The sequence below is a fragment of the Oerskovia rustica genome, assembly GCF_014836555.1.
In the GTDB taxonomy this organism is placed as follows: domain Bacteria; phylum Actinomycetota; class Actinomycetes; order Actinomycetales; family Cellulomonadaceae; genus Oerskovia; species Oerskovia rustica.
Genome location: NZ_JACSQQ010000017.1, coordinates 7433 through 29984, shown reverse-complemented (window position 1 = coordinate 29984; position 22552 = coordinate 7433). Strand labels below are relative to the sequence as shown.

22 protein-coding genes, 1 tRNA gene, 1 other RNA gene and 1 pseudogene are annotated in these 22552 nt (G+C 72.9%); 13 read left to right on the top strand and 12 right to left on the bottom strand.

Going from position 1 to position 22552, the window contains the following annotated elements:
• Position 1 precedes the first annotated feature (1 nt).
• The 5 genes from H9652_RS11320 to ffs all read right to left on the bottom strand — a co-directional run bounded on the left by H9652_RS11320 (position 2) and on the right by ffs (position 6551).
• Entirely contained in the window at positions 2 to 2788 is a 2787-nt protein-coding gene (locus tag H9652_RS11320; protein WP_191796337.1) for a DNA polymerase III subunit gamma and tau, read from the bottom strand.
• A 115-nt stretch (positions 2789 to 2903) separates the two neighbouring features.
• Positions 2904 to 3566, bottom strand: a complete 663-nt coding sequence (locus H9652_RS11315) for a methionine ABC transporter permease (protein WP_191796336.1) — start codon at positions 3564 to 3566, stop codon at positions 2904 to 2906.
• On the bottom strand, positions 3563 to 4822 hold the full coding sequence (locus tag H9652_RS11310; protein ID WP_404822018.1) for a methionine ABC transporter ATP-binding protein: 1260 nt from the start codon (positions 4820 to 4822) through the stop codon (positions 3563 to 3565). Before H9652_RS11310 ends, H9652_RS11315 begins: the two co-directional genes overlap by 4 nt.
• Positions 4823 to 4967: 145 nt before the next feature.
• The gene (locus H9652_RS11305; protein ID WP_191796335.1) at positions 4968 to 5861 is read right to left on the bottom strand and encodes a MetQ/NlpA family ABC transporter substrate-binding protein; all 894 of its coding nucleotides are present in this window, start codon (positions 5859 to 5861) and stop codon (positions 4968 to 4970) included.
• Positions 5862 to 6454: 593 nt separating this feature from the next.
• An RNA gene (gene ffs / locus H9652_RS11300) (signal recognition particle sRNA small type) lies at positions 6455 to 6551 on the bottom strand.
• Positions 6552 to 6702: 151 nt separating this feature from the next.
• On the opposite strand from ffs, the gene H9652_RS11295 reads away from it, so the two are divergent.
• Both H9652_RS11295 and H9652_RS11290 read left to right on the top strand, forming a co-directional pair.
• Positions 6703 to 6788 (top strand) — tRNA-Ser (locus tag H9652_RS11295).
• A gap of 100 nt (positions 6789 to 6888) precedes the next feature.
• Entirely contained in the window at positions 6889 to 7428 is a 540-nt protein-coding gene (locus tag H9652_RS11290; RefSeq protein WP_191796334.1) for a hypothetical protein, read from the top strand.
• Between the two features lie 52 nt (positions 7429 to 7480).
• On the opposite strand, the gene H9652_RS11285 is transcribed toward H9652_RS11290, so the two are convergent.
• Positions 7481 to 8044, bottom strand: coding sequence for a hypothetical protein (locus tag H9652_RS11285; protein WP_191796333.1), 564 nt, complete (start codon positions 8042 to 8044; stop codon positions 7481 to 7483).
• A gap of 87 nt (positions 8045 to 8131) precedes the next feature.
• Between H9652_RS11285 and H9652_RS11280 the strand changes: the two genes are divergently transcribed.
• Positions 8132 to 8668: a GNAT family N-acetyltransferase gene (locus H9652_RS11280; protein WP_318244127.1), complete on the top strand. Its 537-nt coding sequence runs from the start codon at positions 8132 to 8134 to the stop codon at positions 8666 to 8668.
• Positions 8669 to 8702: 34 nt separating this feature from the next.
• Here H9652_RS11280 and H9652_RS11275 read toward each other — a convergent pair whose 3' ends face one another.
• Positions 8703 to 8891: a PspC domain-containing protein gene (locus H9652_RS11275; RefSeq protein WP_191796331.1), complete on the bottom strand. Its 189-nt coding sequence runs from the start codon at positions 8889 to 8891 to the stop codon at positions 8703 to 8705.
• 197 nt (positions 8892 to 9088) lie between these two features.
• Here H9652_RS11275 and H9652_RS11270 point away from each other — a divergent pair, with 197 nt between their 5' ends.
• From H9652_RS11270 to H9652_RS11245, 6 genes are all read left to right on the top strand, one after another.
• Positions 9089 to 9838, top strand: coding sequence for a TetR/AcrR family transcriptional regulator (locus H9652_RS11270; RefSeq protein ID WP_191796330.1), 750 nt, complete (start codon positions 9089 to 9091; stop codon positions 9836 to 9838).
• 141 nt (positions 9839 to 9979) lie between these two features.
• Positions 9980 to 10939: an ABC transporter ATP-binding protein gene (locus H9652_RS11265; protein ID WP_191796329.1), complete on the top strand. Its 960-nt coding sequence runs from the start codon at positions 9980 to 9982 to the stop codon at positions 10937 to 10939.
• On the top strand, positions 10936 to 12606 hold the full coding sequence (locus H9652_RS11260; protein ID WP_191796328.1) for an ABC transporter permease: 1671 nt from the start codon (positions 10936 to 10938) through the stop codon (positions 12604 to 12606). The genes H9652_RS11265 and H9652_RS11260 overlap by 4 nt, the downstream gene beginning before the upstream one ends.
• A 118-nt stretch (positions 12607 to 12724) precedes the next feature.
• A complete protein-coding gene (locus tag H9652_RS11255) occupies positions 12725 to 13036 on the top strand; it encodes a type II toxin-antitoxin system VapB family antitoxin (protein WP_138822644.1) in 312 nt (103 codons plus the stop codon).
• 9 nt (positions 13037 to 13045) lie between these two features.
• Positions 13046 to 13750: a LytR C-terminal domain-containing protein gene (locus H9652_RS11250; protein WP_191796327.1), complete on the top strand. Its 705-nt coding sequence runs from the start codon at positions 13046 to 13048 to the stop codon at positions 13748 to 13750.
• Between the two features lie 106 nt (positions 13751 to 13856).
• Positions 13857 to 14465, top strand: coding sequence for a GNAT family N-acetyltransferase (locus H9652_RS11245; protein WP_191796326.1), 609 nt, complete (start codon positions 13857 to 13859; stop codon positions 14463 to 14465).
• A gap of 76 nt (positions 14466 to 14541) precedes the next feature.
• Here H9652_RS11245 and H9652_RS11240 read toward each other — a convergent pair whose 3' ends face one another.
• The 3 genes from H9652_RS11240 to H9652_RS11230 all read right to left on the bottom strand — a co-directional run bounded on the left by H9652_RS11240 (position 14542) and on the right by H9652_RS11230 (position 17641).
• Positions 14542 to 15855 carry a uracil-xanthine permease family protein gene (locus H9652_RS11240; protein ID WP_191796325.1) on the bottom strand — a complete coding sequence of 438 codons (1314 nt, stop codon included), beginning with the start codon at positions 15853 to 15855 and terminating at the stop codon, positions 14542 to 14544.
• Positions 15856 to 16077: 222 nt separating this feature from the next.
• Positions 16078 to 17001 (bottom strand): LLM class F420-dependent oxidoreductase, encoded by a 924-nt coding sequence (locus tag H9652_RS11235; protein ID WP_191796389.1) that lies wholly within the window; start codon positions 16999 to 17001, stop codon positions 16078 to 16080.
• Positions 17002 to 17065: 64 nt separating this feature from the next.
• A complete protein-coding gene (locus tag H9652_RS11230) occupies positions 17066 to 17641 on the bottom strand; it encodes a hypothetical protein (protein WP_191796324.1) in 576 nt (191 codons plus the stop codon).
• A 103-nt stretch (positions 17642 to 17744) separates the two neighbouring features.
• Between H9652_RS11230 and H9652_RS11225 the strand changes: the two genes are divergently transcribed.
• Positions 17745 to 18632 carry an LLM class flavin-dependent oxidoreductase gene (locus tag H9652_RS11225; RefSeq protein WP_191796323.1) on the top strand — a complete coding sequence of 296 codons (888 nt, stop codon included), beginning with the start codon at positions 17745 to 17747 and terminating at the stop codon, positions 18630 to 18632.
• A gap of 21 nt (positions 18633 to 18653) precedes the next feature.
• Here the strand turns inward: H9652_RS11225 and H9652_RS11220 are convergent, their stop codons facing one another.
• The gene (locus H9652_RS11220; protein WP_225228108.1) at positions 18654 to 20669 is read right to left on the bottom strand and encodes an ABC transporter ATP-binding protein; all 2016 of its coding nucleotides are present in this window, start codon (positions 20667 to 20669) and stop codon (positions 18654 to 18656) included.
• A 55-nt stretch (positions 20670 to 20724) separates the two neighbouring features.
• On the opposite strand from H9652_RS11220, the gene H9652_RS11215 reads away from it, so the two are divergent.
• From H9652_RS11215 to H9652_RS11205, 3 genes are all read left to right on the top strand, one after another.
• Complete coding sequence (locus tag H9652_RS11215; RefSeq protein ID WP_191796322.1) at positions 20725 to 21402, top strand: TetR/AcrR family transcriptional regulator; 678 nt, start codon at positions 20725 to 20727, stop codon at positions 21400 to 21402.
• Positions 21399 to 21587, top strand: coding sequence for a hypothetical protein (locus tag H9652_RS11210; RefSeq protein ID WP_191789664.1), 189 nt, complete (start codon positions 21399 to 21401; stop codon positions 21585 to 21587). The genes H9652_RS11215 and H9652_RS11210 overlap by 4 nt, the downstream gene beginning before the upstream one ends.
• A gap of 191 nt (positions 21588 to 21778) precedes the next feature.
• Positions 21779 to 22051: a hypothetical protein gene (locus tag H9652_RS11205; protein ID WP_191796321.1), complete on the top strand. Its 273-nt coding sequence runs from the start codon at positions 21779 to 21781 to the stop codon at positions 22049 to 22051.
• An 84-nt stretch (positions 22052 to 22135) separates the two neighbouring features.
• On the opposite strand, the pseudogene H9652_RS19795 reads toward H9652_RS11205, so the two are convergent.
• A pseudogene (locus H9652_RS19795) lies at positions 22136 to 22552 on the bottom strand (polynucleotide kinase-phosphatase); the annotation flags it as partial.

Sequence of the window (22552 nt, the reverse complement as noted above, 5' to 3'; positions counted from 1 at the left end):
GTCAGATCCCGGTGTCGATGGTCTCGTCGATCACGACGCCGCCCAGCAGCTGGGCGACGAGCGGCGCACCGACCAGGCCCGACGACGCGAGGTCCGGGTCGTCGTCGGACGGCGAGTCGTCGTCCATCGAGACCGCGACGCGCGCCGACGACTGCCGGGCCTTCTGCTCGGCGGCCTGCCGTTCGAGCGTCTGGCGGCGCGTCTCGCGCACGCCCGGCGCGGGCCCCGTGGGGACGGCGGGTGTCGGCGCACTGGGTGCCGTCGGCGCCGAGGGGCGCTGCCCGGTCCCGCTGCCCGACGGCGCGGCTGGCCGCACGTCCGCAGGCGGCGGTTCGTGGCCCTCGTCGAGGTCGGCGGGAGGCTCGGTCACGGGCAGGCCCGCGAGCCAGGCCTCGTCGGCCGCGTTCACGACCGGGGGCTCGACGACAGGTGCCACCGCAACCGGGGTGGAGGGCTGCGACGCCGGGTCGGGTCGCTCCTGGAGGGCGACGCCGCCGCGCTGGTCGGTGACCGCCGCCGTCTCGCCGGAGACCTGGAGCGCTCCCGTGCCCTGGGGTGCGGTGGGGGCGCTCGGCACCGAGCCGGCACCGGGCACCTGACCGGTCGGGGGAGCGGCACCACCCGACGCCTCCCGCTGCGGAGGTGTCGAAGGCGTCGGCGGTGTCACCGGTGCGTCGAGGGGACGCGCCGGGGGCGTCGCCCCCGACGCGGGCTGCGGGGAGGGGACGGGAGCGGGACCAGCCGTGGTCCGGGCCCGGGGGGTCCCGTCGCCCTCGTCGATCTGGACGTCGATCCGGACCTGGAACCCGAGCGTCTTGTGCACCGCTTCCTGGAGCGCGGCCGAGTTGTTGCCGTTGCGGAACGAGCCTGCGGCGCCACCGTTGCTGAAGCTGAGCACGAGCGTGCTCTCCGTGAGCTCGGCGACCTCGGCGTTGTCGCGCACGAGCATCCACGTGAGGCGCTTGATGGTGCTCAGCGTCTCGAGGACCTCGGGCCAGCGCAGGGTCAGCGCCGCGGTGTCGGTCGACGTCGCCGAGGGCCCTGCCGGTGCGGCAGGCGCGGCGGGCACGGCGACCTGCTGCGCCGCCGGTTCGACCGGCGCGGCGTGCACCGGCTCGGCCGTGGGCGTGGTCCCGTGGTCGGGAACCGGGGAGACGGCCGGAGAGTCCTCACCCCCGGGTGCGGCCTCGGCACCGGCCTCCGACGTGGCAGGTGCGGCCTCTGCGGTGCCGACCGGCACCACGACCGGCCACTCGTCGGTCGCCCGGGCGTCCGGCGCGCCCGACGAGGCAGGAGCAGGAGCCACCGCTTCGGTCGGCACCTCCACAACCGGCACCACGTCGACGGGCATCACGTCGACGGGCACCACGTCGGGCACAGCAGAAGGCACGGGAGCCGTAGTCGGCGAGGCGGGTGCGCCCGGCGCGGTCGAAGCAGCCGCAGCCCCCTCCCCCGCCTTGCGGGCCTGGAGCGCGGCACGTGCGGCCGCGGCTCCGCTGAGCCCGTTCACGGGGGCGACGGGTGCGTCGTCCTCGACCCGCGGCCCACGGGGCGCGGCAGCGGCGAGGCCCTCGGGGGCGCCGGGTCGCGGTGCGCCAGGCGCGAGCCCACCGGTTCCCAGCCCGCCCCGCTCCAACCGGTCGATGCGGGCCGCGAGCCCCGCGGCGCCGTCGTCCACGCCGGGGAGCAGGAGGCGCGCGCACAGGAGCTCGAGGTGCAGGCGGGGTGACGTGGCGCCGCTCATCTCGGTGAGCGCCGCGTTGACGAGGTCCGCCGCGCGCGAGAGCTCGGCCGCGCCGAGGTTCTGCGCCTGGGCCTTCATGCGGTCGAGCTGGTCGGACGGGACGTCGCGCAGCACGGCGTCCGCGGCCCCGCCGGAGACGGAGATGACGATGAGGTCGCGCAGGCGCTCGAGGAGGTCCTCGACGAAGCGGCGCGGCTCGTGCCCCGTGGTGATGATCTGCTCGACGACGCGGAAGATGCTCGCGCCGTCGCGGGCCGCGAGGGCTTCCACGACGTCGTCGAGCAGCGAGGCGTGCGTGAAGCCCAGGAGGTCCACGGCGCGCTCGTAGTCGACGTTCCCGGCCTCGGCGCCCGCGATGAGCTGGTCCATGACGGACAGCGAGTCACGCACCGAGCCACCGCCCGAGCGCACGACGAGCGGCACGACGCCTGTGCCGATGGTCACGCCCTCCGCGGCGCAGAGCTGCTCGAGGTACGGGCCCAGGACGTCCGGCGGGACGAGGCGGAACGGGTAGTGGTGGGTACGCGAGCGGATGGTCCCGATGACCTTGTCCGGCTCGGTGGTCGCGAAGATGAACTTCACGTGCGGCGGGGGCTCCTCGACGAGCTTGAGGAGCGCGTTGAAGCCCTGCGGCGTGACCATGTGGGCCTCGTCGAGGATGAAGATCTTGTACCGGTCGCGGGCGGGCGCGAAGGTCGCGCGCTCACGCAGCTCGCGGGCGTCGTCGACACCGTTGTGCGACGCCGCGTCGATCTCGATCACGTCGAGGCTGCCCGAGCCGCCGCGCGCGAGCTCGACGCACGACGAGCACTCCCCGCAGGGGGTGTCGACGGGCGTCTCCTCGGTGTTGCGCGCGCAGTTCAGGGTGCGCGCGAGGATGCGCGCCGAGGTCGTCTTGCCGCAGCCGCGGGGGCCCGAGAAGAGGTAGGCGTGGTTCACGCGTCCGCTGCGCAGCGCCTGCCGCAGCGGTCCGGTGACGTGGTCCTGCCCGATGACCTCGGCGAAGGTCTCTGGCCGGTAGCGGCGGTACAGGGCGGTGCTCACCCCGGCAACTCTAGACGGCGAGGCTGACAGCCCGCACAGCAGGTCCCCAGGCAGGTGTCCCGGGGGCCCGTGGGCGGGCCCGGCCGCCCACGGTCGGGCAGCCGCCCGGGGCGGCTCAGCGCCGCAGGACCTTGCGCGCGAGCCAGTTCCCGAAGAACTGGACGACCTGCACGATCACGATGATGACCACGACCGTCACGGCCGTCACGGCCCAGTTGTAGCGCTGGTAGCCGTACCGGATCGCGAAGTCGCCCAGGCCACCGCCGCCGATGTAGCCGGCCATCGCGGACATGTCGATCACGGCCACGAAGATGAACGTGTAGCCCAGGATGAGCGGCGCGAGCGCCTCGGGGATGAGGACCGTCCGGATGATCCGCCACGGCGAGGCCCCCATGGCGCGCGCCGCCTCGACCACGCCCGGGTCGATGCTCACGAGGTTCTGCTCGACGATGCGCGAGGTCCCGAACGCGGTCATGACGGACAGCGGCAGGATGAACGCCTCGGTACCGATCGTCGTCCCGACGACCGCGAGCGTCACGGGGTAGATCATCGTCAGGAAGATGATGAACGGGATGGGCCGGACGATGTTGACGAGCACGTTGAGGACGTTGAACACCACGCTGTTGGCCAACAGGTTGCCCTTGCGCGTGCAGTAGAGCGCGAGCCCCAGCACCAGGCCTCCGAGCCCGCCCGCGAGGAGCGCGATCGAGACCATGTAGAGCGTCTCGCCCAGCGAGGACAGCAGGATCGGCCACAGGGTGGACCAGTCGCGGTTCATCGCTCCCCTCCGAACGTGCCGGTCCTGCCGCCGCGGTCACCGGGCTGGGTCCCCTGCGTGCCGGGGCCTCCCGTCCCGGGCCATCTCTCGCTCTGCCAGGCGTCGCGCGGGTCGGGTTCGTCGACGCGGCCCGACGGCGGAGCCCCGGTGGCGTCGTCGGCCTCGCCCGACTCGTCGCTCGCCCCGGCCACGACGCGCGGGTCGTCGCGCGGGTCCGCGGCGGTCCCGAGGTCCACGACGTCGGTGGTCGCCGCGAGCTCGGTGAGGAACGCCGCGATCGTGGCGTCGTCGCCCGCGAGCTCGAGGGTGAGGGAGCCGAAGGGCCGCTCCCCGATCTCGGAGATGCCGCCGAAGACCACGGCACCGTCGAGCCCGTGCTCGCGCAGGAGCCGCGTCAGGCTCGCGCCCGAGGTCCCGTCCTCGTGGACGCCGACGGTCACGAGGCGCCCGGGGTGGCGGCGCCGCAGGCGTTCGAGCGCCTCGGGGCCGGGCCGGTCGCGCAGCGCCGTCCCGACGAACTTCTTGGTCGCGGGCGCCTGCGGCGACGAGAACACGTCGTAGACCTCGCCGACCTCGACGACCCTGCCGTGCTCCATGACCGCGACGCGGTGGCAGGTCGAGCGCACGACGTCCATCTCGTGCGTGATGACGACGATCGTCACGCCGAGCTCGGCGTTGACGCGGCGCAGGAGCGCGAGCACGTCGCGCGTGGTCTCGGGGTCGAGCGCGCTCGTGGCCTCGTCGGCGAGCAGGATCTTGGGCGACGTCGCGAGCGCACGGGCGATCCCGACGCGCTGCTTCTGCCCGCCGGAGAGCTGCGACGGGTAGGCCTTGGCCTTCTCGGACAGGCCGACGAACTCGAGCAGCTCGGCGACGCGGGCCTCACGGCGGGGCTTGTCCCAGCCCGCGACCTTGAGGGCGTAGGCCACGTTCCCGGCGACGGTCCGCGAGGACAAGAGGTTGAACTGCTGGAAGATCATGCCGATGCTCGCGCGCACGGGACGCAGCTCGCGCTCGCCGAGGGCGCTCACCTCGTCGCCGTCGACGACGACGCTCCCGCTGGTGACGGGTTCGAGGGCGTTGATGAGGCGGACGAGCGTGCTCTTGCCCGCGCCCGAGTAGCCGATGACGCCGAAGATCTCACCCGCCCGGATGTCCAGGGTGACGCCGTCGACGGCGGCCACGGCGGACGGACCGGTCCCGAAGACCTTCGTCGCGTCGCGGAAGCTGACCATCGTGTCCGAGGTGATGCTCACGGAGGAACCTCTCGTGCGGGGGTACGGCGGCCGGGCTCCTCGTGAGAGCCGCGTGGCCACGCGTCGTGTGCGGGGGACGACAGGCGTGTACGGACAGTCCAACACGCGGGTGGTGCGTCGGGCACCCGTGGCTCGTGCCGAGGGCTCAGCCCTGGGCGCGGTAGTTCTTCTCGATCCCCGCGAGGATCTCCTGGAGCTCAGCAGCCGAGTTGCTCTTGATGACGGCGGAGTTGCCCGACGACTCGTTCTCGGCGGCGATGACCTCTTCGTTCTGCGAGAGCGCGGCGATCTTCAGGAGCGTCTCGTCGTCCTTGTCCTCGGCGCGCGCGACCCACACGTTGATGTAGGGCTCGGCCGCGGCGGAGTCGGGGTCGTCCTGGAACAGGGCGTCGTCGGGGTTGAGTCCGGCGTCCTTGATGAAGTCGTTGTTGACGACCGCGCCGTCGACCGACTGCAGGGCGATCGGGGTCTGCTCGGCCGAGACCGGAGTGACCTTGACCTTCGAGGACGGGAGCACGTCGGCCTCGGTCGACAGCGAGCTGCCGCCGTCCTTGAGCTCGATGAGCCCCGCCTCCTGGAGGACGAGGAGCGCGCGCGCGAGGTTCGTGGCGTCGTTCGGGATCGCGATCTCGCCGCCCGCAGGGATGTCCTCGAGCGCCGTGTGCTTGGACGAGTAGAGCGCGAGCGGGTAGACCGCGGTGGCGCCGATCGGCTGGAGGTCGTCGCCGGCCTCGACGTTGTAGCCCGCGAGGAACTGCAGGTGCTGGAACTGGTTGAGGTCGATCTGGCCCTGCGAGAGCGACGGGTTGGCCTGCTGGTAGTCGCCGAAGTCGACGATCTCGATGTTCAGGCCCTCTTCCTTGGCGACCTTCTCGAACACGGCCCACTTGTCCTCCTGCGCACCGACCACGCCGATCTTGACGACGTCGTCGGCGCTGCCTGCCGAGGCACCGCTGTCGGCGGGCGTCGTGGCGCACGCCCCGAGCGTGAGGGCGGCGGCGGCCGCGACGGCGGCGAGGGTCAGGTTCTTGCGGAGCATGGGCTGTCCTTCCGGTGACGGGCGCCGGCGGTTGTCGCGGGGCGTCCGTGGGGGGCGTCACGGTGGTGACGGGTGGGAGGTGGAACGTCCTCCTGCCCGACGACGGAGCGCGCGTCGCGAGGACACGTCACCGGTGGTCGGTGGTTCAGGAAGGGATGAGGCGGGCGCTGCGGCGCGGGCTCCGGTCGTCTCCGGGCTGCGCTCGCGAAGCGGGCGGTGCGGTGCTGGGGTCAGGTCAGAGCTGACAGCACATTCGACCGGCGCCACGCAGGACGGAGCGACACGACATTCGGCAGCGGACTGCTGCGCGGTGCGTCGTGAGCTCGGTGCTCGTGGGGCGGGTCATGGCTCCATGATGCGCACGCTCGACGCCTCAAAACCACTGCGGTGGTCGATATTCCAAATGCTGGACGGAAAACCGTCCGCATCATGGTCGATCGTGGGCGACATGTCATGTTCTGTGGCGATATCAGCACGTCATCTATGACGCAGGCCACACTCCGGAACCCCTGACACGACGAGCACGCCGGGCGCGCGGGCGAGCGACGCCGTCGGGGCGCTGGACGCCTCCGCGCCGGCCAGGTGCCCGGACATGAAAGGACCCCCCGTGCACCCACCAGAGCCCACCTGCCCTTGCTGCCTTCCGGCCCTGGGGGAGTTCAGTGAGATAGCGCCGCACGAGGGGTCTGGACCCAGCCTAGCCCAGGAGGGCCGGTCGTCCGAAACCGGCCCTCCTGGGCCAGGGCGGCACGGCCCCGGACAGGCCGATTCGGTCGCAGGCCCGGCGTCCGGTATTCTCGACACGCTGCCTGACGCCCCGCGTGGGTCGACGCTGCAGCACGGAGGATTCGCCTAGTGGCCTATGGCGCACGCTTGGAAAGCGTGTTGGGTTAAAAGCCCTCGGGGGTTCGAATCCCCCATCCTCCGCAGACCGAAGGGCCCGCAGCGTGCGCTGCGGGCCCTTCGTCGCTCCCGGGGCCCACCTCCCCCCGGCCCTGCGCGCACGGAAACGCGTAGCGTGCAGCCCATGACCGACGACACCTGGTTCTCGGGCGACGAGCCGCGGACGCCGCACGAGCAGGCGTTCCTCGCCGGCCTCCGCGCCGGCGCCGCACGGTGGGACCTGGCCGGTCTCGACCCTGACCTGACCGGGGCTGACACGTCGCGGGACCCGCTCCTCGTCACGGTGGACCTGCCAGTGGTGGGTGCCTTCCTCCAGATCGCCTTCTGGGCGGACGACTCCCTGCACTCCTGGCGGCTCACGGGCGGGTGGGGTGACCAGCACGTCCTCGACAACCACTCGGACGGCCCCGACGACCTCACCGTCCTGGGCGTCGTGGCCGGCGCGGAGACGTTCGGGGCCTGGGCCGCCGACTGGCTCGACCGCCAGCTGCACCGGCCCGTCGAGAAGCTGGACTGGCTCGTCCACGGGCAGGTCGCCAAGACCCGCTGGCAGCTTGCGGGGAGCGGTCGGCACCTGCGTACCACCGGATCGATCTTCCCCGCCCGCCGCCGTCGACCCGACCGCATCACGGTGACGCGGACGACCGAGGTCGAGGCCGACTGACGCCCGGCGCCGGAGCGGGCGCCGGGCGCCGGGTGCCGGGCGCCGGGGCGCGTCAGCCCACCGAGTCGAGCAGCCGCCCCGCCGTCGCGAGGAGCTCGTCGCGCGGGACCCCGTCGCCGATGAGACGCACGGTCCCGGCAGGGGCCGCGTCGATCGAGACGACCGAGCGTTCCAGCCCTTCGGGGTCCGAGGCCACGGTCACGTCCTCCTCGCCCGAGAGCTCGGGGACCTCCTCGAACGCCCAGCCGTCGCCGAGGCCCTCGACGGTGACGCCCGCGTGCATCGCGTGGACGTACAGGCCCGGCCCCTGGTCCTCGGGCTGCCCCTGGACGTAGACCGAGCTCGTCGACCCCGAGAGGTCGAGGTCGACGGTCTCGACGTAGTGGAACTCGGCGGGGAGGACGGCCGGGTCGAGCTCGCCCGCCGCGGCCCGCAGGAGCGCCCCCTCCCTCGTCGACCCGTCGAACGTCGGAAGGGGCGTGGCAGGGGCTGCGGCGGCAGGGGTCTGCTCCGCGGTGGCCATGGACGAGGCGGTGGAGACGCACCCTGCGAGCGTCACGGCGACGACGCCGAGGCAGAGGGGCAGCAGGACGACTCGGGTGGGGTGGGAGCGCACCCTCGGATGGTGCCATGCCGACCTGTGTCGGACAAAAGCCTCGGGCAACGGTCCGAGGCCGGGTGGGTTCGGTGCATACTGGCCGGCGTGCCCCCCGCAGACCGCCCGCTCCCCGTCGACCGGCCGACGGCCTGGCACGTCGCCGAGCACTCGGTCCACGCGCCGGAGTCCCGAGAGATCCTGTTCCGGTACTACACCGAGGTCAGCGACCGGTTCTTCGGCCACGCGACGCCGCCGGAGGACCTCGCGACGGGCTTCGCCGCCCAGGACTCCACGGGGCTGGCTGCTCCCGGCGGCTCGTTCCACCTCGCCTGGGCGGACGGCGGTGACGGCCCCGAGGCCGTCGGGTGCGCGGGGGTCGAGCTCGCGCCCGACGCCCCCGAGCCGACCGCGGAGCTCAGGCGCGTCTTCGTCGAACCGGCGTTCCGTGGGCGAGGCGTCGCGAGCGCCCTCCTCGAGGCGGCCGAGGCCGCGGCGCGGGGCCTCGGCGCCGTGGTGGTGCGGCTCGACACCAGGCACGACCTCGTCGAGGCCCTGGCCCTCTACGCACGGCGCGGGTACGTGGACGTCCCGGCGTTCAACGAGGACCGGTACGCGCAACGGTGGCTGGCGCTGCGGCTCTGACGAGGACGACGGGCCGCGCCGCGGCGGCCCCCTGTCACTCCGGGTCGCGGGGCAGCATGATCCACAGCACGACGTAGGCCAGGATCTGCGGCCCGGGCAGGATGCACGAGGCGACCGCGATGACGCGGACGAGCGTCGGGCTGATGTCGAAGCGGCGGGCGAGGCCCGCGCAGACGCCGGCGATCACGGCGCCGTGGCGCGGTCTGGCGAGGATGTGGCTCATGCTTCGACGGTACGCCGGGGCTCGGTTCGCGCACATCGGGGACTCCCCTGATCCGTCCCCCGTCCTCGGGGGCTCGATCGTCATCCTCGCGGGGGACTTCCCGGCCCTGGGGTCCCCTTTCGAAGCCGTCGAACCTTGACGTCTTCTTGACGCACAACCTCTTGCATCCTGCTGAACGAGTGTTTAGCGTGTTGAACATGCGTTCAGTCCCACGGGGTGACGAGCCCGACCCGACCGGCCCCGGCACGCGGACGCCGAACGTCCCGGAGGCGCCCGACGTCCCGGACCTCACCGGGCGCGCCCGCATCCGCGACGCCGCTCTGCTCCGGTTCGCGTCCGAGGGCTTCCGGGTCCCGGTCCGCACCATCGCGGCCGACGCCGGGGTCAGCCCGGGGCTCGTCATCCACCACTTCGGGTCCAAGGAGGGGCTGCGCCGCGCGTGCGACGAGCACGTCCTCGTCCTCGTCCGCGAGAACAAGCGCAACGTCCTGGGCGACGAGCAGGGATCCCGGGGCAGTCCCGTGGACGTCCTCGCGCAGCTCGGGTCGATCGAGGAGTACGGCCCGGTGCTCGGCTACGTCCTGCGCAGCCTCCAGGAGGGCGGCGACCTCGCCCGCTCGTTCGTCGCGAGCATGATCGACGACGCCGTCGCCTACATCGCGGACGGGGTCGCCACGGGGACCATCAAGCCCTCTCTCGACGAGAGCGCGCGCGCCCGGTACCTCGTCACGCAGTCGCTCGGGACGATCCTCCTCGACCTCACGCTGAACCCACCCACCGACCCGGGAGACACCGGGTCCGTCATCCGGGGGTACGTCGACCGGCACGGCCTGCCGTCGATCGAGCTCTTCACCGGCGGGTTCCTCACCGACCGCACGCTCCTCGACGCATACCTCCGGTACGCCGAGCCGCCACCCGGCGAGCAGGCCGCAGCGCCGGCCCCGTAGCCCAGGACGACCGGCGCGTTCCGCAGCCCGGCCCCCCCTGGACGAGCGGCGCCGTCGGGCACCGGGACCCCGCTCCCACCCGACCTCGGCACGCACCGTCGCCCCTCTCCGTCCACTCCCTCCCTCACCCGACGAGGAACCATGACCACGACCGCACGCACGACCGCCGCGACCCGCGGGCCGGCCGTCGAGATCCACGACCTGCGCAAGTCCTTCGGCACGACCACGGCCCTCGACGGACTCGACCTCACGGTCCGTGCCGGGGAGGTGGCAGGTTTCCTCGGGCCCAACGGTGCCGGGAAGTCCACGGCCATCCGCGTGCTGCTCGGCCTCCTGCGCCCGGACTCGGGCACCGCGACCCTGCTGGGCGGCGACCCGTTCCGCGACGCCGTGTCGCTGCACCGACGCCTCGCCTACGTCCCGGGCGACGTGACGCTCTGGCCCCAGCTCTCGGGCGGCGAGACGATCGACCTGCTGCTGCGACTGCGCGGCGCGACCGTCGACGAACGGCGCAAGGCCCGCATGCTCGAACGCTTCGAGCTCGACCCGACCAAGAAGACCGGCACCTACTCCAAGGGCAACCGGCAGAAGGTCGCGCTCGTCGCCGCGCTGAGCGCCGACGCCGAGCTGCTCGTGCTCGACGAACCGACGTCGGGCCTCGACCCCATCATGGAGGCCGTGTTCCAGGACTGCGTGCGCGAGGCCACGTCCCGCGGCACGTCGGTCCTGCTGTCGAGCCACATCCTCGCCGAGGTCGAGGCCCTGTGCGACACCGTGACGATCATCCGGGGCGGCCGGGCCGTGCAGTCCGGCACGCTGCGCGAGCTGCGGCACCTCACGCGCTCCAAGGTCGTCGCGACGGTGGGATCGGGGACGCCCTCGACGGGTGCCCTCGAGGCGCTCGACGGGGTCCACGACCTCGTCGTCGACGGCTCGCACGTGACGTTCCACGTCGACGACGACGCCCTGCCGCAGGTCACGCGCGCGCTCGCCGACCTGGCGCCGCACGGCCTGACGATCGAGCCCCCGTCCCTCGAGGAGCTCTTCCTGCGGCAGTACGGCGACGAGCTCGCCCTGCTCGACGGCGAGGCCCTGCGATGACCGCGCTGACCTCCGCCGACCCGGCCGCCGCCTCGCCCCGGCGCGCGGACGCCGCCCCTCCCCTGTCCCTGCGCGGGGCGTTCGCGGGCACGGCGGCGCTGACGCGCCTCGCGCTGCGCCGTGACCGCGTCGTCCTGCCCGTGTACGTCGTCGTGGTGCTGCTCATGGTCGCAGTCACGTACTCGTCGGTCGCCACGGTGTACGGGACGCAGGCCGAGCGCGACGAGCTCACGGCGAGCATGGGCACCAACAGCGCGTTCCTCGCGCTGCTCGGTCCGCTCGAGCACACCGGGTCGGTCGCCTCGACGGCCGCCTGGCGCGTGGGCCTGTTCATGATCCTGGTCCTGGGCGTGCTCGCCGTGCTCACGGTGGTGCGTCACACGCGCAAGGAGGAGGAGACGGGCAGGCTCGAGCTCGTGCGCGCCGCCCGCGTGGGGTCGCTCGCCCCGCTCGCGACGGGGGTCCTCGTCGCGGCCGGGATGTCCGTGGTCACGGGCGCGCTCATGGCCGCGATGTACGTGGCACAAGGAGCCGACGGTGCCTCGTCCGTCGCGTTCGGCCTCCAGTTCGCGGCGCTCGGCCTGGCCGGGACGGGCATCGGGGCCGTGTGCGCGCAGGTCGCCACGTCCTCGCGGACCGCCAACACGATCGGCGTGCTGCTGCTCGTCGCCGGGTACGCGCTGCGCGGCGTGGCCGACATCGACTCCGCGGACTGGCTGCACTGGGTCTCCCCCGTGGGGTGGGTCCAGGAGATCGACCCGTTCGGTGCGAACGCCTGGGGGCCCGCGCTGCTGTGCCTCGCGCTGTTCGTCGTGTGCGTGGCGGTCGCGGCCCGGCTCTCGCTCGGGCGAGACCTCGGCGCGGGCCTCGTCCAGCCGCGCCCGGGTCCGGCCGGCTCCGCATCGCTCACGAGCCCGCTCGCGCTCGCGACGCGGCTCCAGCTCCCCGGGGTCGTGTCGTGGACGCTGGGCGTCGGGGCGTACTGCCTGCTCGTCGGGTTCCTCCTGGACTCGGTCGACGACATCGCCGGGTCGTCCCCGCAGATGCAGCAGATCATCGCGCAGCTCGGCGGCGCCGGGGCGCTCGCCCAGGTCTTCCAGGTCGCGATCATGGGTTTCGTCGGCATCGCCGCGGCCGCCTTCGCCGTGACGCTCGTGTCCCGGGTCCACGCCGAGGAGACCTCCGGCCGCACCGAGCTCGTGCTCGCGACGGGGACGTCCCGGACGCGGTACCTGACGGCCTCCGTGGTGCTGCTGGTCGTCGGCGTCGTGGCCGTCCCGCTCTGGGCCGGGCTCATGATGGGTCTGGGGCACGCGCTCGTGTCGGGCGGGTGGGGCAGCGCCTTCGGCGACGCCGTCGGTGCCGGGCTCGTGCAGGTCCCTGCGGCGATGGTCGTCGCCGGGCTCGTGCTCGTGCTCTACGGGTGGTGGCCGCGGCTCGTCGCCCTGGGCTGGGGCGCCGTCACGGTCTTCCTGGTCGTGGGGCAGCTCGGCGAGCTGTTCGGGCTGCCGCAGTGGGTCCGTGACCTGTCGCCGTTCACGCACGTGCCGCAGGTCCCGCTCGACCCGTTCTCCCTCGGGCCCGTCCTGGCCCTGACGGGCATCGCCGCAGCCCTCGTCGCGGTCTCCTACGCCGGGTTCCGGCGCCGGGACGTGGGGGGCGCGTGACGGGGTCCCGAATCCCGACCCAGGTGGTGAGGGCCGGATGTGCGGGGCCTGTGGAGTTGTGGGGCACCGGGACGCGATCCGCAGCACCGCGCCGAGGCCTCCCCCTAGACTGGCCCGCATGATCTTCAAGGCCGTGGGTGACGGGCGCCCGTATCCGGATCACGGGTTGGTCACGCCCAAGGACTGGTCGAGCGTCCCGCCCCGGCAGGTACGGCTCGACGAGCTCGTGACGACCAAACGGACCTTGAACCTCGACAACCTGCTCTCGGAGGACTCGACGTTCTATGGTGACCTCTTCGCGCACGTCGTGGAGTACCAGGGGGTGCTCTATCTCGAGGACGGTCTGCACCGGGCGGTCCGCGCAGCACTGCAGCAGCGGGCCATCCTGCACGCTCGTGTGCTCATGCTCAACGCCCCCTCGGTCGGGTAGGTTTCTGGCGTGACCACGCAGCCCGGCTCCGATCCCTCTCGATCCGTCCGTCGACGGCACATGCACGAGCGACAGGCCGTGGTCTTCGGGCTGCTCGTCGCCTTCCTGGCGATCACCGGCATCGGCGCCCTCGCCGTCTACACGGGTGCCGTCGAACCGCCGTTCGACCGTACCTTCAGCTCGCCCAAGGTCGACGACGCGATCGCCGACGTGAAGGCTCCCTGCCTGGCTGAAGGCACCCTGCCGACCCCCTACGGCGAGGTGCAGGTCCGGATCTTCAACGCCTCGGGCAAGGGTGGGATGGCCGCAGCCAACGAGCAGATCCTCGAGAGCCGTGGATTCACCGTCGCCACGGTCGGTGACCTGCAGACCCCCGAGGGGAAGAACACGACGCAGCGCACCACCCAGATCTCGTTCGGTGTGACCGGGATCGCCCAGGCGTACACGCTCGCCGCCCACTACCAGGACCCTGTGCTCGTCCTCGACGACCGGCCCGACACCAGCGTCGACCTCGTGCTGGGCGAGAACTTCGTGAACCTCGTGGACGAGGAGCTCGTGGTGGTCGACCCTGCGGTTCCGCTGGTGAACCCGGCGAAGTGCGTCGGGGTCGAGACCATCACGCCGCAGGCGGCCTACGTCCCGCCGACGCCGCCCGCCGAAGAGGCCCCCGCCGACGTCGACCCTGCCGACGAGGCCCCCACCGTCGGAGGCTGACGCACTCCGCGGCAGCGCACATGCACGGGTGGCCCTGAGCCGGGTTCGCGACTACTGTCTGGGCGCGGCGCCTTCTTCTCCCTGCTCTCGAACGGTCCGGCACACGATGGTCTCCCTCCCGATCCGCCCTGCTCGCACCACCGACCCCCGCGAGGTCGACCGCCTGTACGACATCTGCCTGCGGACCGGTGCTGACGGCGGCGACGCCACGGCGAGGTATCGCGACCCCCGGCTGCTCGGCGAGATCTACCTCGGGGCGTACCTGGCGTTCGAGCCGGAGCTCGCGTTCGTGGTCGACGACGGGTCGGGTGCGCTCGGGTACGTCGTCGGCACGGTGGACACGGCGGCGTTCGAGGAACGCTGTGCGCGGGACTGGTGGCCGGCCCTGCGCGCCCGCTACCCGGTCGACTCCTTCCCCGCGGACACGGACGACGCGTGCCTGGTGCACGCCATGCACTCTCCGTCGACGGCGGACCGTGAGGTGCTCGACCTCTTCCCCGCCCACCTCCACGTGGACCTGCTGCCCGCGGCCCAGGGCGGGGGAAACGGGCGTCGTCTGCTCGAGGTGCTCTTCGACGCGCTCCGGGAGCGTGGTGTCCAGGGGGTCCACCTGGGCGTCTCGGAGACGAACACGTCGGCGATCGGCTTCTACGAGCACCTCGGCCTCGAACGGGTCCCGACCGACGAGGGCTACGTGCTGGGGCTCAAGCTCTAGGGCCGACCGGTCTCGGGGTGCCCGGACGCGAGGCCGGTCAGAGGGTGCCTGACCGACCTCGCGTCCGACAGCAGGGTCAGCGGTCCGCCATCTCCGTGCCGCCCGGCACCGACGCCGGGCTCGCGGGCTCCTGGGACGTCCCGCGCCACCGGGCGATGTTGCGCATGAGGTGGTAGATCACGAGGGCCGACGCCGTACCCAGCGCGATGCCCTCGAACGTCACGTCGCCGATGACCCACGTGAAGTTCGCGATGCCGACGACGAGCGGGACGGCCGCCGTGGTCAGGTTGACCGGGTCGGAGAAGTCGACCTTGTTCTGCACCCAGATGCGCGCACCGAGGATGCCGATCATGCCGTAGAGCATGGTCGTCGCCCCGCCCAGGACACCCGCGGGGATGGTCGCGATGAGCGCTCCGAACTTGGGCGACATGCTCAGCACCAGGGCCGTGGCGCCCGCGACCCAGTAGGCCGCGGTCGAGTAGACGCGCGTTGCTGCCATGACACCGATGTTCTCGGCGTACGTCGTGGTGCCCGAGCCGCCGCCGATGCCCGCGAACGTCGTCGCGAGGCCGTCGGCGAAGAGCGCGCGACCGGTGAGGTCGTCGAGGTTCTTGCCCGTCATGGCCGCGACGGACTTCACGTGGCCGACGTTCTCCGCGACGAGCACGAGCACGACCGGGACGAACAGGCCGAGCACGGCGACGTCGAACGTGGGGGTCACGAACTCGGGCAGGCCGAGCCAGGCCGCCTTGGCGACGGGCGCGAAGTCGACCTCGCTGCGGATCGTCGCCGTGATGTACCCGACGATCACGCCGAGCAGGATCGCGAGGCGTCCGATGATCCCCTTGAAGAGGACCGTGATGAGGATGATCGAGGCCAGCGTGACGACGGCCGTGACGGGGAACTGCTGGAAGTTGTTCCACGCCGCGGGCGCCAGGTTGAGGCCGATGAGCGCGACGATCGTGCCGGTCACGATGGGCGGCATCGTGAGGTCGATCCAGCGCGGTCCCGCGAAGTGCACCACGACGCCGATGAGCGCGAGCACGACACCCGTCACCAGGATCCCGCCGACGGCGACCGACTGCCCCCCGGAGGCGGTCGCCGCGGTGATGGGAGCGATGAAGGCGAAGCTCGACCCGAGGTAGCTGGGGAGCCGGTTGCGCGTGATGAGCAGGAACCCGATGGTCCCGATCGCCGAGAAGAAAAGCGTCGTGGCGGGCGAGAAGCCCGTCAGGAGCGGGACGAGGAACGTCGCGCCGAACATCGCGACGACGTGCTGCATGCCGATCCCGATCGTGCGGGGCCAGCTCAGGCGCTCGTCGGTGCTGACCACGGCGCCGGGCTCGACGCGCTTCCCGTCTCCGTGGATCTTCCAGCCGAGTGCTGCCATGGGGGGGCTCCGTTCGTGAAGTTTTGGTGAAGTGCCGAAGGGAAGGGTACTGCCGCGCACGCAGCCTCCGTTACCGACCGGTACGTCGTGGACAGCCACGTCCCACGGCCCCGGCCCGGCGCCCCCCTCGCGCCCGCCTCACCACCTACCTCCCAGGACTCCCGACGGCGGAGCGCACCCTCGGGAAGAAGGTGCGCTCCGCCGTCGGGCAGGAGGGTGCGCTCAGCTCAGCTGCGGCTTGACCTCGCGCGCGACCAGCTCGAGGTGGTCGAGGTCCGCGAGGTCCAGGACCTGCAGGTAGAAGCGCGTCGCGCCCTGCTCGCTCGCGGCGGCGAGCTTGTCCGCGGCCTCGGCGGGCGTACCCGCGATGCCGTTCGTGCGCAGCTCCTCGGGGTCGCGGCCGATCGCCTCGGCGCGACGCCGGAACTCGGCCTCGTCCTTGCCCACGCACACCACGAACGCCGCCGAGTAGATCAGGTCGTCGGGGTCGCGGCCCGCGTCCTGGCACACCACGCGCACGTTCTCGATGCGGTCGCCCAGCACGCCCGGGTCGGGGAACGCCACGTTGAACTCGGTCGCGTAGCGCGCCGCGAGCGCCGGCGTGCGACGCGGTCCGTGCCCGCCCACGACGACCGGCACGCGGGACTGCGCGGGCTTGGGCAGCGCCGGGGAGTCCTTGAGCGTGTAGTGCTCGCCCGCGAAGTCGAACCGCTCCCCCACGGGCGTCTCCCACAGGCCGGTGATCACCGCGAGCTGCTCCTCGAGGATCCCGAACCGCTTGGCCGGGAACGGGATGCCGTACGCCGAGTGCTCCTGCGGGAACCAGCCCGCGCCCAGGCCCAGCTCGACGCGACCGCCCGACATCTGGTCCACCTGCGCGACCTGGATCGCGAGGACGCCCGGGTGCCGGAACGTCGCCGACGACACGAGCGTGCCCAGGCGGATGCGGCTCGTCTCACGTGCGAGGCCCGCGAGCGTGGTCCAGGCGTCGGTCGGGCCGGGCAGCCCGTCACCGTCTCCCATGACGAGGTAGTGGTCGGAGCGGAAGAACGCGTCGAAGTCGAGCTCTTCCGTCGCTCGTGCGACCGCGAGGATGTCGTCGTAGGTGGCGCCCTGCTGGGGCTCGGTGAAGATGCGGAGGTCGATCGTCATGGCCTCCACCCTGCCATGCCGCGCAGGGTGCCGTGGTCGCGCTCCCGCACGCCTCGGCTCACCCCTCGTGCGTGGCGAGCACGGTCACCGAACGGCCCGCCGGGGCCGTGACCACGAGGTTCCCGTCGACGCCCAGGACCAGGCGGAACCCGCCGAGCTCGAGGTCGTCGGACAGGTCGCCCGCCGCCGCGTCCGCGGCTTCCGGTGAGTCGGCGCGCGCTGGCTCGCCCTCCCCCCGGGCCGCCTCCCCGACGAGCTCGAGGTACCCGCTCACGGCCCCCGCGGCGTCGGCGAGCTTCACGGGCCAGCTCTCCCCCGGCTCCCAGGCCGCCCCCGGCCGCAGGCGCTGCCCGATCATCCCCACGAGGACCGGCTCGTCGACCGTCTCGAAACGCACGTGCCCGCCCTCGTCGACCTGGAGCCCCGTGATGCGCTGGACGTCGACGACCTCGTTGCCCGCCGCGGCGATCAGCACGTCCGCCGCGTCGAGGAGCTCCTGCGCGTCGTCGGAGTCCGCGAACGCCTCGGGGTTGTCGACCTCGGGCACGGGCCAGTCGCCCCGGACCACCGCGAGCTGCTCGGCGCGCGAGCCGGTGCGCGGGAAGCGGTGGGACACGTTGACGACGACAGCCATGGGGACCTCCGGTGGTGCGTGAGCGGACTCCGGACAGCACATCACAGGTCCGCGGTCCGGTTCGAGCCGGGACGCGCGGCCCACGGGCACGTAGGGTCGGACCATGCGACTGAGCACCGTGATCCTGCCGATCTACCGCTGGTCCGAGGGGCGCGACGTCTGGCGCCGCGCAGAGGACCTGGGCTTCCACGCGGCCTACACGTACGACCACCTGTCGTGGCGGAACTTCCGTGACGGCCCGTGGTTCGGTGCGGTCCCCACGCTCGCGGCGGCGGCCGGGCTCACCGAGCGGATGCGGCTCGGGACCCTCGTGACCTCGCCGAACTTCCGCGAGCCCGTGACGCTCGCCAAGGACCTCATGACCCTCGACGACCTGTCGGGTGGCCGGATCACGCTCGGGCTCGGCGCCGGCACCACGGGCTTCGACGCGACGGTCCTGGGAGGCGAGGGATGGTCGGCGCGCGAGCGGGCGGACCGGCTGCGGGACTTCACCGCGCTGCTCGACCGCCTGCTGACCGAGCCCGTCGTCACGCACGACGAGGGGCACTACCGTGCGCACGAGGCCCGGACGATCCCCGGCCCGGTCCAGGAACCGCGCATCCCGTTCGCGATCGCCGCGACCGGGCCCCGCGGGCTGCGGCTGGCCGCCCGCTACGGGCAGGCGTGGGTCACGACGGGCGACGGCGCCGTCGGCGAGGACGGGACACCTGCCGCGTCGCGCGCCGCGGTCGGCGCCCAGGTGTCCCGGCTCGAGGCGACGTGCACGGAGGCCGGGCGCGACCCCGGCAGCATCGAGCGCATCCTCCTGACAGGCTTCACGCCGGACCGGCCGCTCGACTCGGTCGACGCGTTCGTCGATGCCGCGAACGCCTACCGCGAGCAGGGGATCACGGAGATCGTCCTGCACTGGCCCATCGCCGGCTCGCAGTTCGCGGCCGACCAGGCGACGTTCGAGAAGATCGCCGTCGAGGGGCTCGCGCAGCTCGGCTGAACGGCGCGCCGCTGGCGGGCCTCAGCGCACCTCGACGCCCGCGGGCGTCTCCGCCTCGGCCTGGTCGCGGGCCGCCTGACCGACGGACGCCTCCTCGTCCGTCCGCGCCTCGGTCGAGATCCGCAGCGCGGCCACGAGGTCGCGGTACAGCTCGTCCGCCGCGAGCAGCTCGGCGTGCGTGCCGCGCGCCCGCACGCGCCCGTCCTCCATGACGAGGATCTGGTCGGCGTCGATCACGGTCGAGAGCCGGTGCGCGATCGTCACGACGGCGCGGTCGCGCGACAGGTCCTCGATCACGGCGTGGACCGCGGCCTCGGTGAGGCCGTCGACCTGAGCCGTGGCCTCGTCGAGCAGCAGGACCTCTGGCGCGTGCAGCACCGCGCGGGCGAGGGCGACGCGCTGGCGTTCACCGCCCGAGACCGTGGTCCCGACGAGCGACGTGTCGAGCCCGTCGGCCAGCGAACGCACCTTGGCGTCGAGGCGCACCTTGGCGAGCGCGTCCCACATGGCGTCCTCGGACGCGTCGGGGTCGGAGAGCTGGAGGTTCTCGCGGATCGTCCCGGGCACGACGGGCGTCTCCTGCTCGACGTACGCGATGCGTGCGCGCACCTCGTCGAACGTGTAGTCCGAGTACGGGCGGCCGTCGAGCAGCAGGGTCCCGGACTCGGGCTGGAGGAAGCGCAGGAGCAGCGAGAAGGTCGTGGTCTTCCCGGCGCCCGACGGGCCGACGATCGCGACCTGCCCCCGTCGCGGCACCTCGAACGTCAGGTCACGGACGACGGGCTCGCCGCCGGGGAGGTAGCGCGCGGCGACGTCCTGGAACGCGAGCACGGGCGGCTCGCCCGACGCGTCGGCGAGGTGCGGCGGGTGGTGCGCGGCGCCGTCGGGCAGCGAGGTCCCCGTGCCCGACGACGGCACGCGGCTCCCCGCAGCACCTGGCCCGGGCGCGCCCGAGGTGCGCCCGGGCTCCTCCGTCTCGATGGCCTCGACCTCGCGGATGCGGCCAGCGGCCGCGATGCCGGCCTGGAGCTCGGTGACGTTCTGCGTGAGGGTCGTGACGGGGTCGACGATCTGGAACGCGTAGAGCAGGAACGCGACGAGGCTCGAGACCGCGAGGAGGCCCTGGTCGACGCGCCACGCGCCGAGCGCGAGGATCACGATGATCGCGAGCTGGATGCCTCCGCCTGCGATGGTCCACGCGACGGCCCCGGTGCGCACGGCCTTGAGGTTGTGGCGCGCGGAGTCCTGGGCGTCGGCGACGACGCGGTCGATCTGGCGCTCCTCGGCGCGACTCGCCTTGATGGTCCGCAGGGCCCGCAGACCGCCCTCGAGGACGCCGCCCAGCCGGCCGAGGGACTCCTGCGCCTGCTCCTGGGCCTTGGCGATCCGCGGCATCAGGAGACCGACGAGGATGCCGATGACGACGATCGCGGCGAGCGTGGTCCCGAGCAGCACCATGTCGAGCACGGCCATGAGGACGACGGTGCCGACCAGGCTCACGACGCCGTTGACGAGGCTCACGATGCTCGACGACGCGGCCTCGCGCAGCAGGACCGTGTCCGAGGTGACGCGCGTGACGAGCTCGCCCGTGGGGCGCGACCCGAGCGCCCCGACCTTGGCCCGGAAGAAGCGGCGGACCATCGAGGTGCGCGCGTCGAGCACGACGCGCTCGGCGAGCGCGCCCAGCAGGATCCACTGCCACATCCCCAGCACGAGGCCCACGACGAGCAGGCCGATCAGCAGGCTCACGGCCGGGACGAGCGAGGCGCCGGTACCCAGGGTGTCGAGCACGGCCTTGGTGACCATGGGGGTCGCGAGGCTCGCGGCCGTCGTCCCGAGGCCCAGCGCGAGCCCGACGGCGAGCGTCCTGCGGTGGGGGGTGACGAACGTCCAGAGGATCTTGAGGCGTGGGAGCAGCGGCCCCTTGGGCTCCGTGGGCGGGTTCTCCGCGCCTTCGGTCGCCTGGGCGGTCGGTGTCGCCGGGGTCGGCTCGGTCGTCGGCGCGGGATCGGTGTCGGCCATGTTCCAGTGGAACATGGCTGTCCCATTTTAGACAAGGGGCGTCCCACGAGATGGCGGCTACGCTGAGCACGTGACAGCAAGCGACACCGCCGCCGCACCGGGCGAGGCGAGCGCCGGCGCTCCGTCCGACGCCCCCGCCACGGGCGTGCGCGCCCGGACACGGCGCGCGATCCTCGACGCCGCGGTCTCGGTGTTCAGCTCGAACCAGGCGGCGTCCCTCGGCGAGGTCGCCCAGGCCGCCCAGGTCGGCCGCAGCACGCTGCACCGCTACTTCCCCGAGCGCGCCGACCTCATGCGCGCCGTCGGCGCCGAGGCTCTCGACCGCACGCGCGCCGCGATCCTCGCGGCGCGGCTCGACGACGGCAGTCCCGTGACCGCCCTGCGTCGCCTCGTGGTCGAGTACTTCGACCTCGGCCCCTGGTACATGCTGCTGTTCGCCGACCCGTTGCTCGCCGACGACGAGGCGTTCTGGCAGGAGAGCGACACCGCCGAGGGCCCCGTGCGCGACCTGTTCGAGCGCGGGCAGCAGGACGGCGTGTTCGACCGGAGCCTCACGATCTCGTGGGACCAGCGCACGCTGTGGTGGACCCTGTTCAACGCGTGGTCGGTCGTGACCGAGGACTGCACCTCGCGCAGCGACGCGCTGCGCATGGCGGTCCGCAGCATCGAGGGCGTCGTGCTCGCGCCCTCCTCGCAGCCCCCCGCCCCTTCCCCCGCGAGCCCCACCGAGAAGCCGAGGACCGCATGAAGACCATCCGCTGGGCGAGCCTGCTGACCGTGCTCGGGTGCGTCGTCGTGGGGCTCGTGAGCCTGTTCTCGCTGCTCAGAGGGCGCACGTGGGCCTGGTTCCCGCTGCTCGTCGCCGTGGCGGTAGGCTTCCGCGAGATTCGCTACCTGCAGCGCATCGACCATCAGCGCAACGCCCCGCGCTGACCCCGGCCCCCGGCTCAGGGGCGTCCCGGAAGGGATGTCCCCCATCCGACGGGCGCCCGTCATCCTCCGGGAGGACGAGGCCCCCACCGAGGATGGTTCGGAGGGCCGATGTGCCCGCACCCCCGCCCCGAAGAGACTGGTGGTACGCCCCGCGACAGCGAGGGCGGCCAACTTTTCCTGGGGAGGAAGCCATGACCACGCAGGTCACGACCTCGACGCCGATCCGCGTCGCACTCCGCGGCCACGACACGACGACCCGCCGCGCGCGCTCGTCGGCTCGCCCCGCGGGCTCCTCCCCCGCCACACGGCCCGACGGCGGAGCGCCCCGCCCGCAGGAACGTCGCCCCGGCGCGTCGTCCGACCCGTCCGAGCGGGCGAACGGCTGGCTCGTCGCCGGCTCTGTCCTCGTGGCCATCGCGCTGTTCTCGGCGCTCGCGCTGAGCTCGTTCTCGACGCTGGGCTGACCCGCGGCGGCAGGGGCCGCCGCCGTCCCTGCCCACCTGTCGCAACGGGCGTGACCGAGCGGTCACGCCCGGTCCGCCACCTCGCTAGAGCCGTGGGTCGACCGGCTCCGACTCGAGGGCCAGCACCGCGAAGACGGCCTCGTGGACCCGCCACAGCGGCTCGCCCCCGACCACGCGCTCGACCGCCTCGAGCCCCAGCGCGTACTCGCGCAGCGCGAGCGACTGCTTGCGCCCCAGCGACCGGACCCGGAGCCGCTCCAGGTGGTGCGCCTGGGTGTACTCGGGGCCGTAGATGATCCGCAGGTACTCACGGCCGCGGACCTTGAGCCCCGGCTGGACGAGCCCCTTGGGGCCGCGCACCAGGTTGGCGAGCGGCTTGACGACCATGCCCTCGCCGCCCGCGTCGGTCATCTCCTCCCACCACCGGACGCCGCGGGCCCGCGAGGCGTCGTCGTCGAGGCCGACCACGAGGCGTCGCGTCGCGCGGAAGAGCACGGGGTC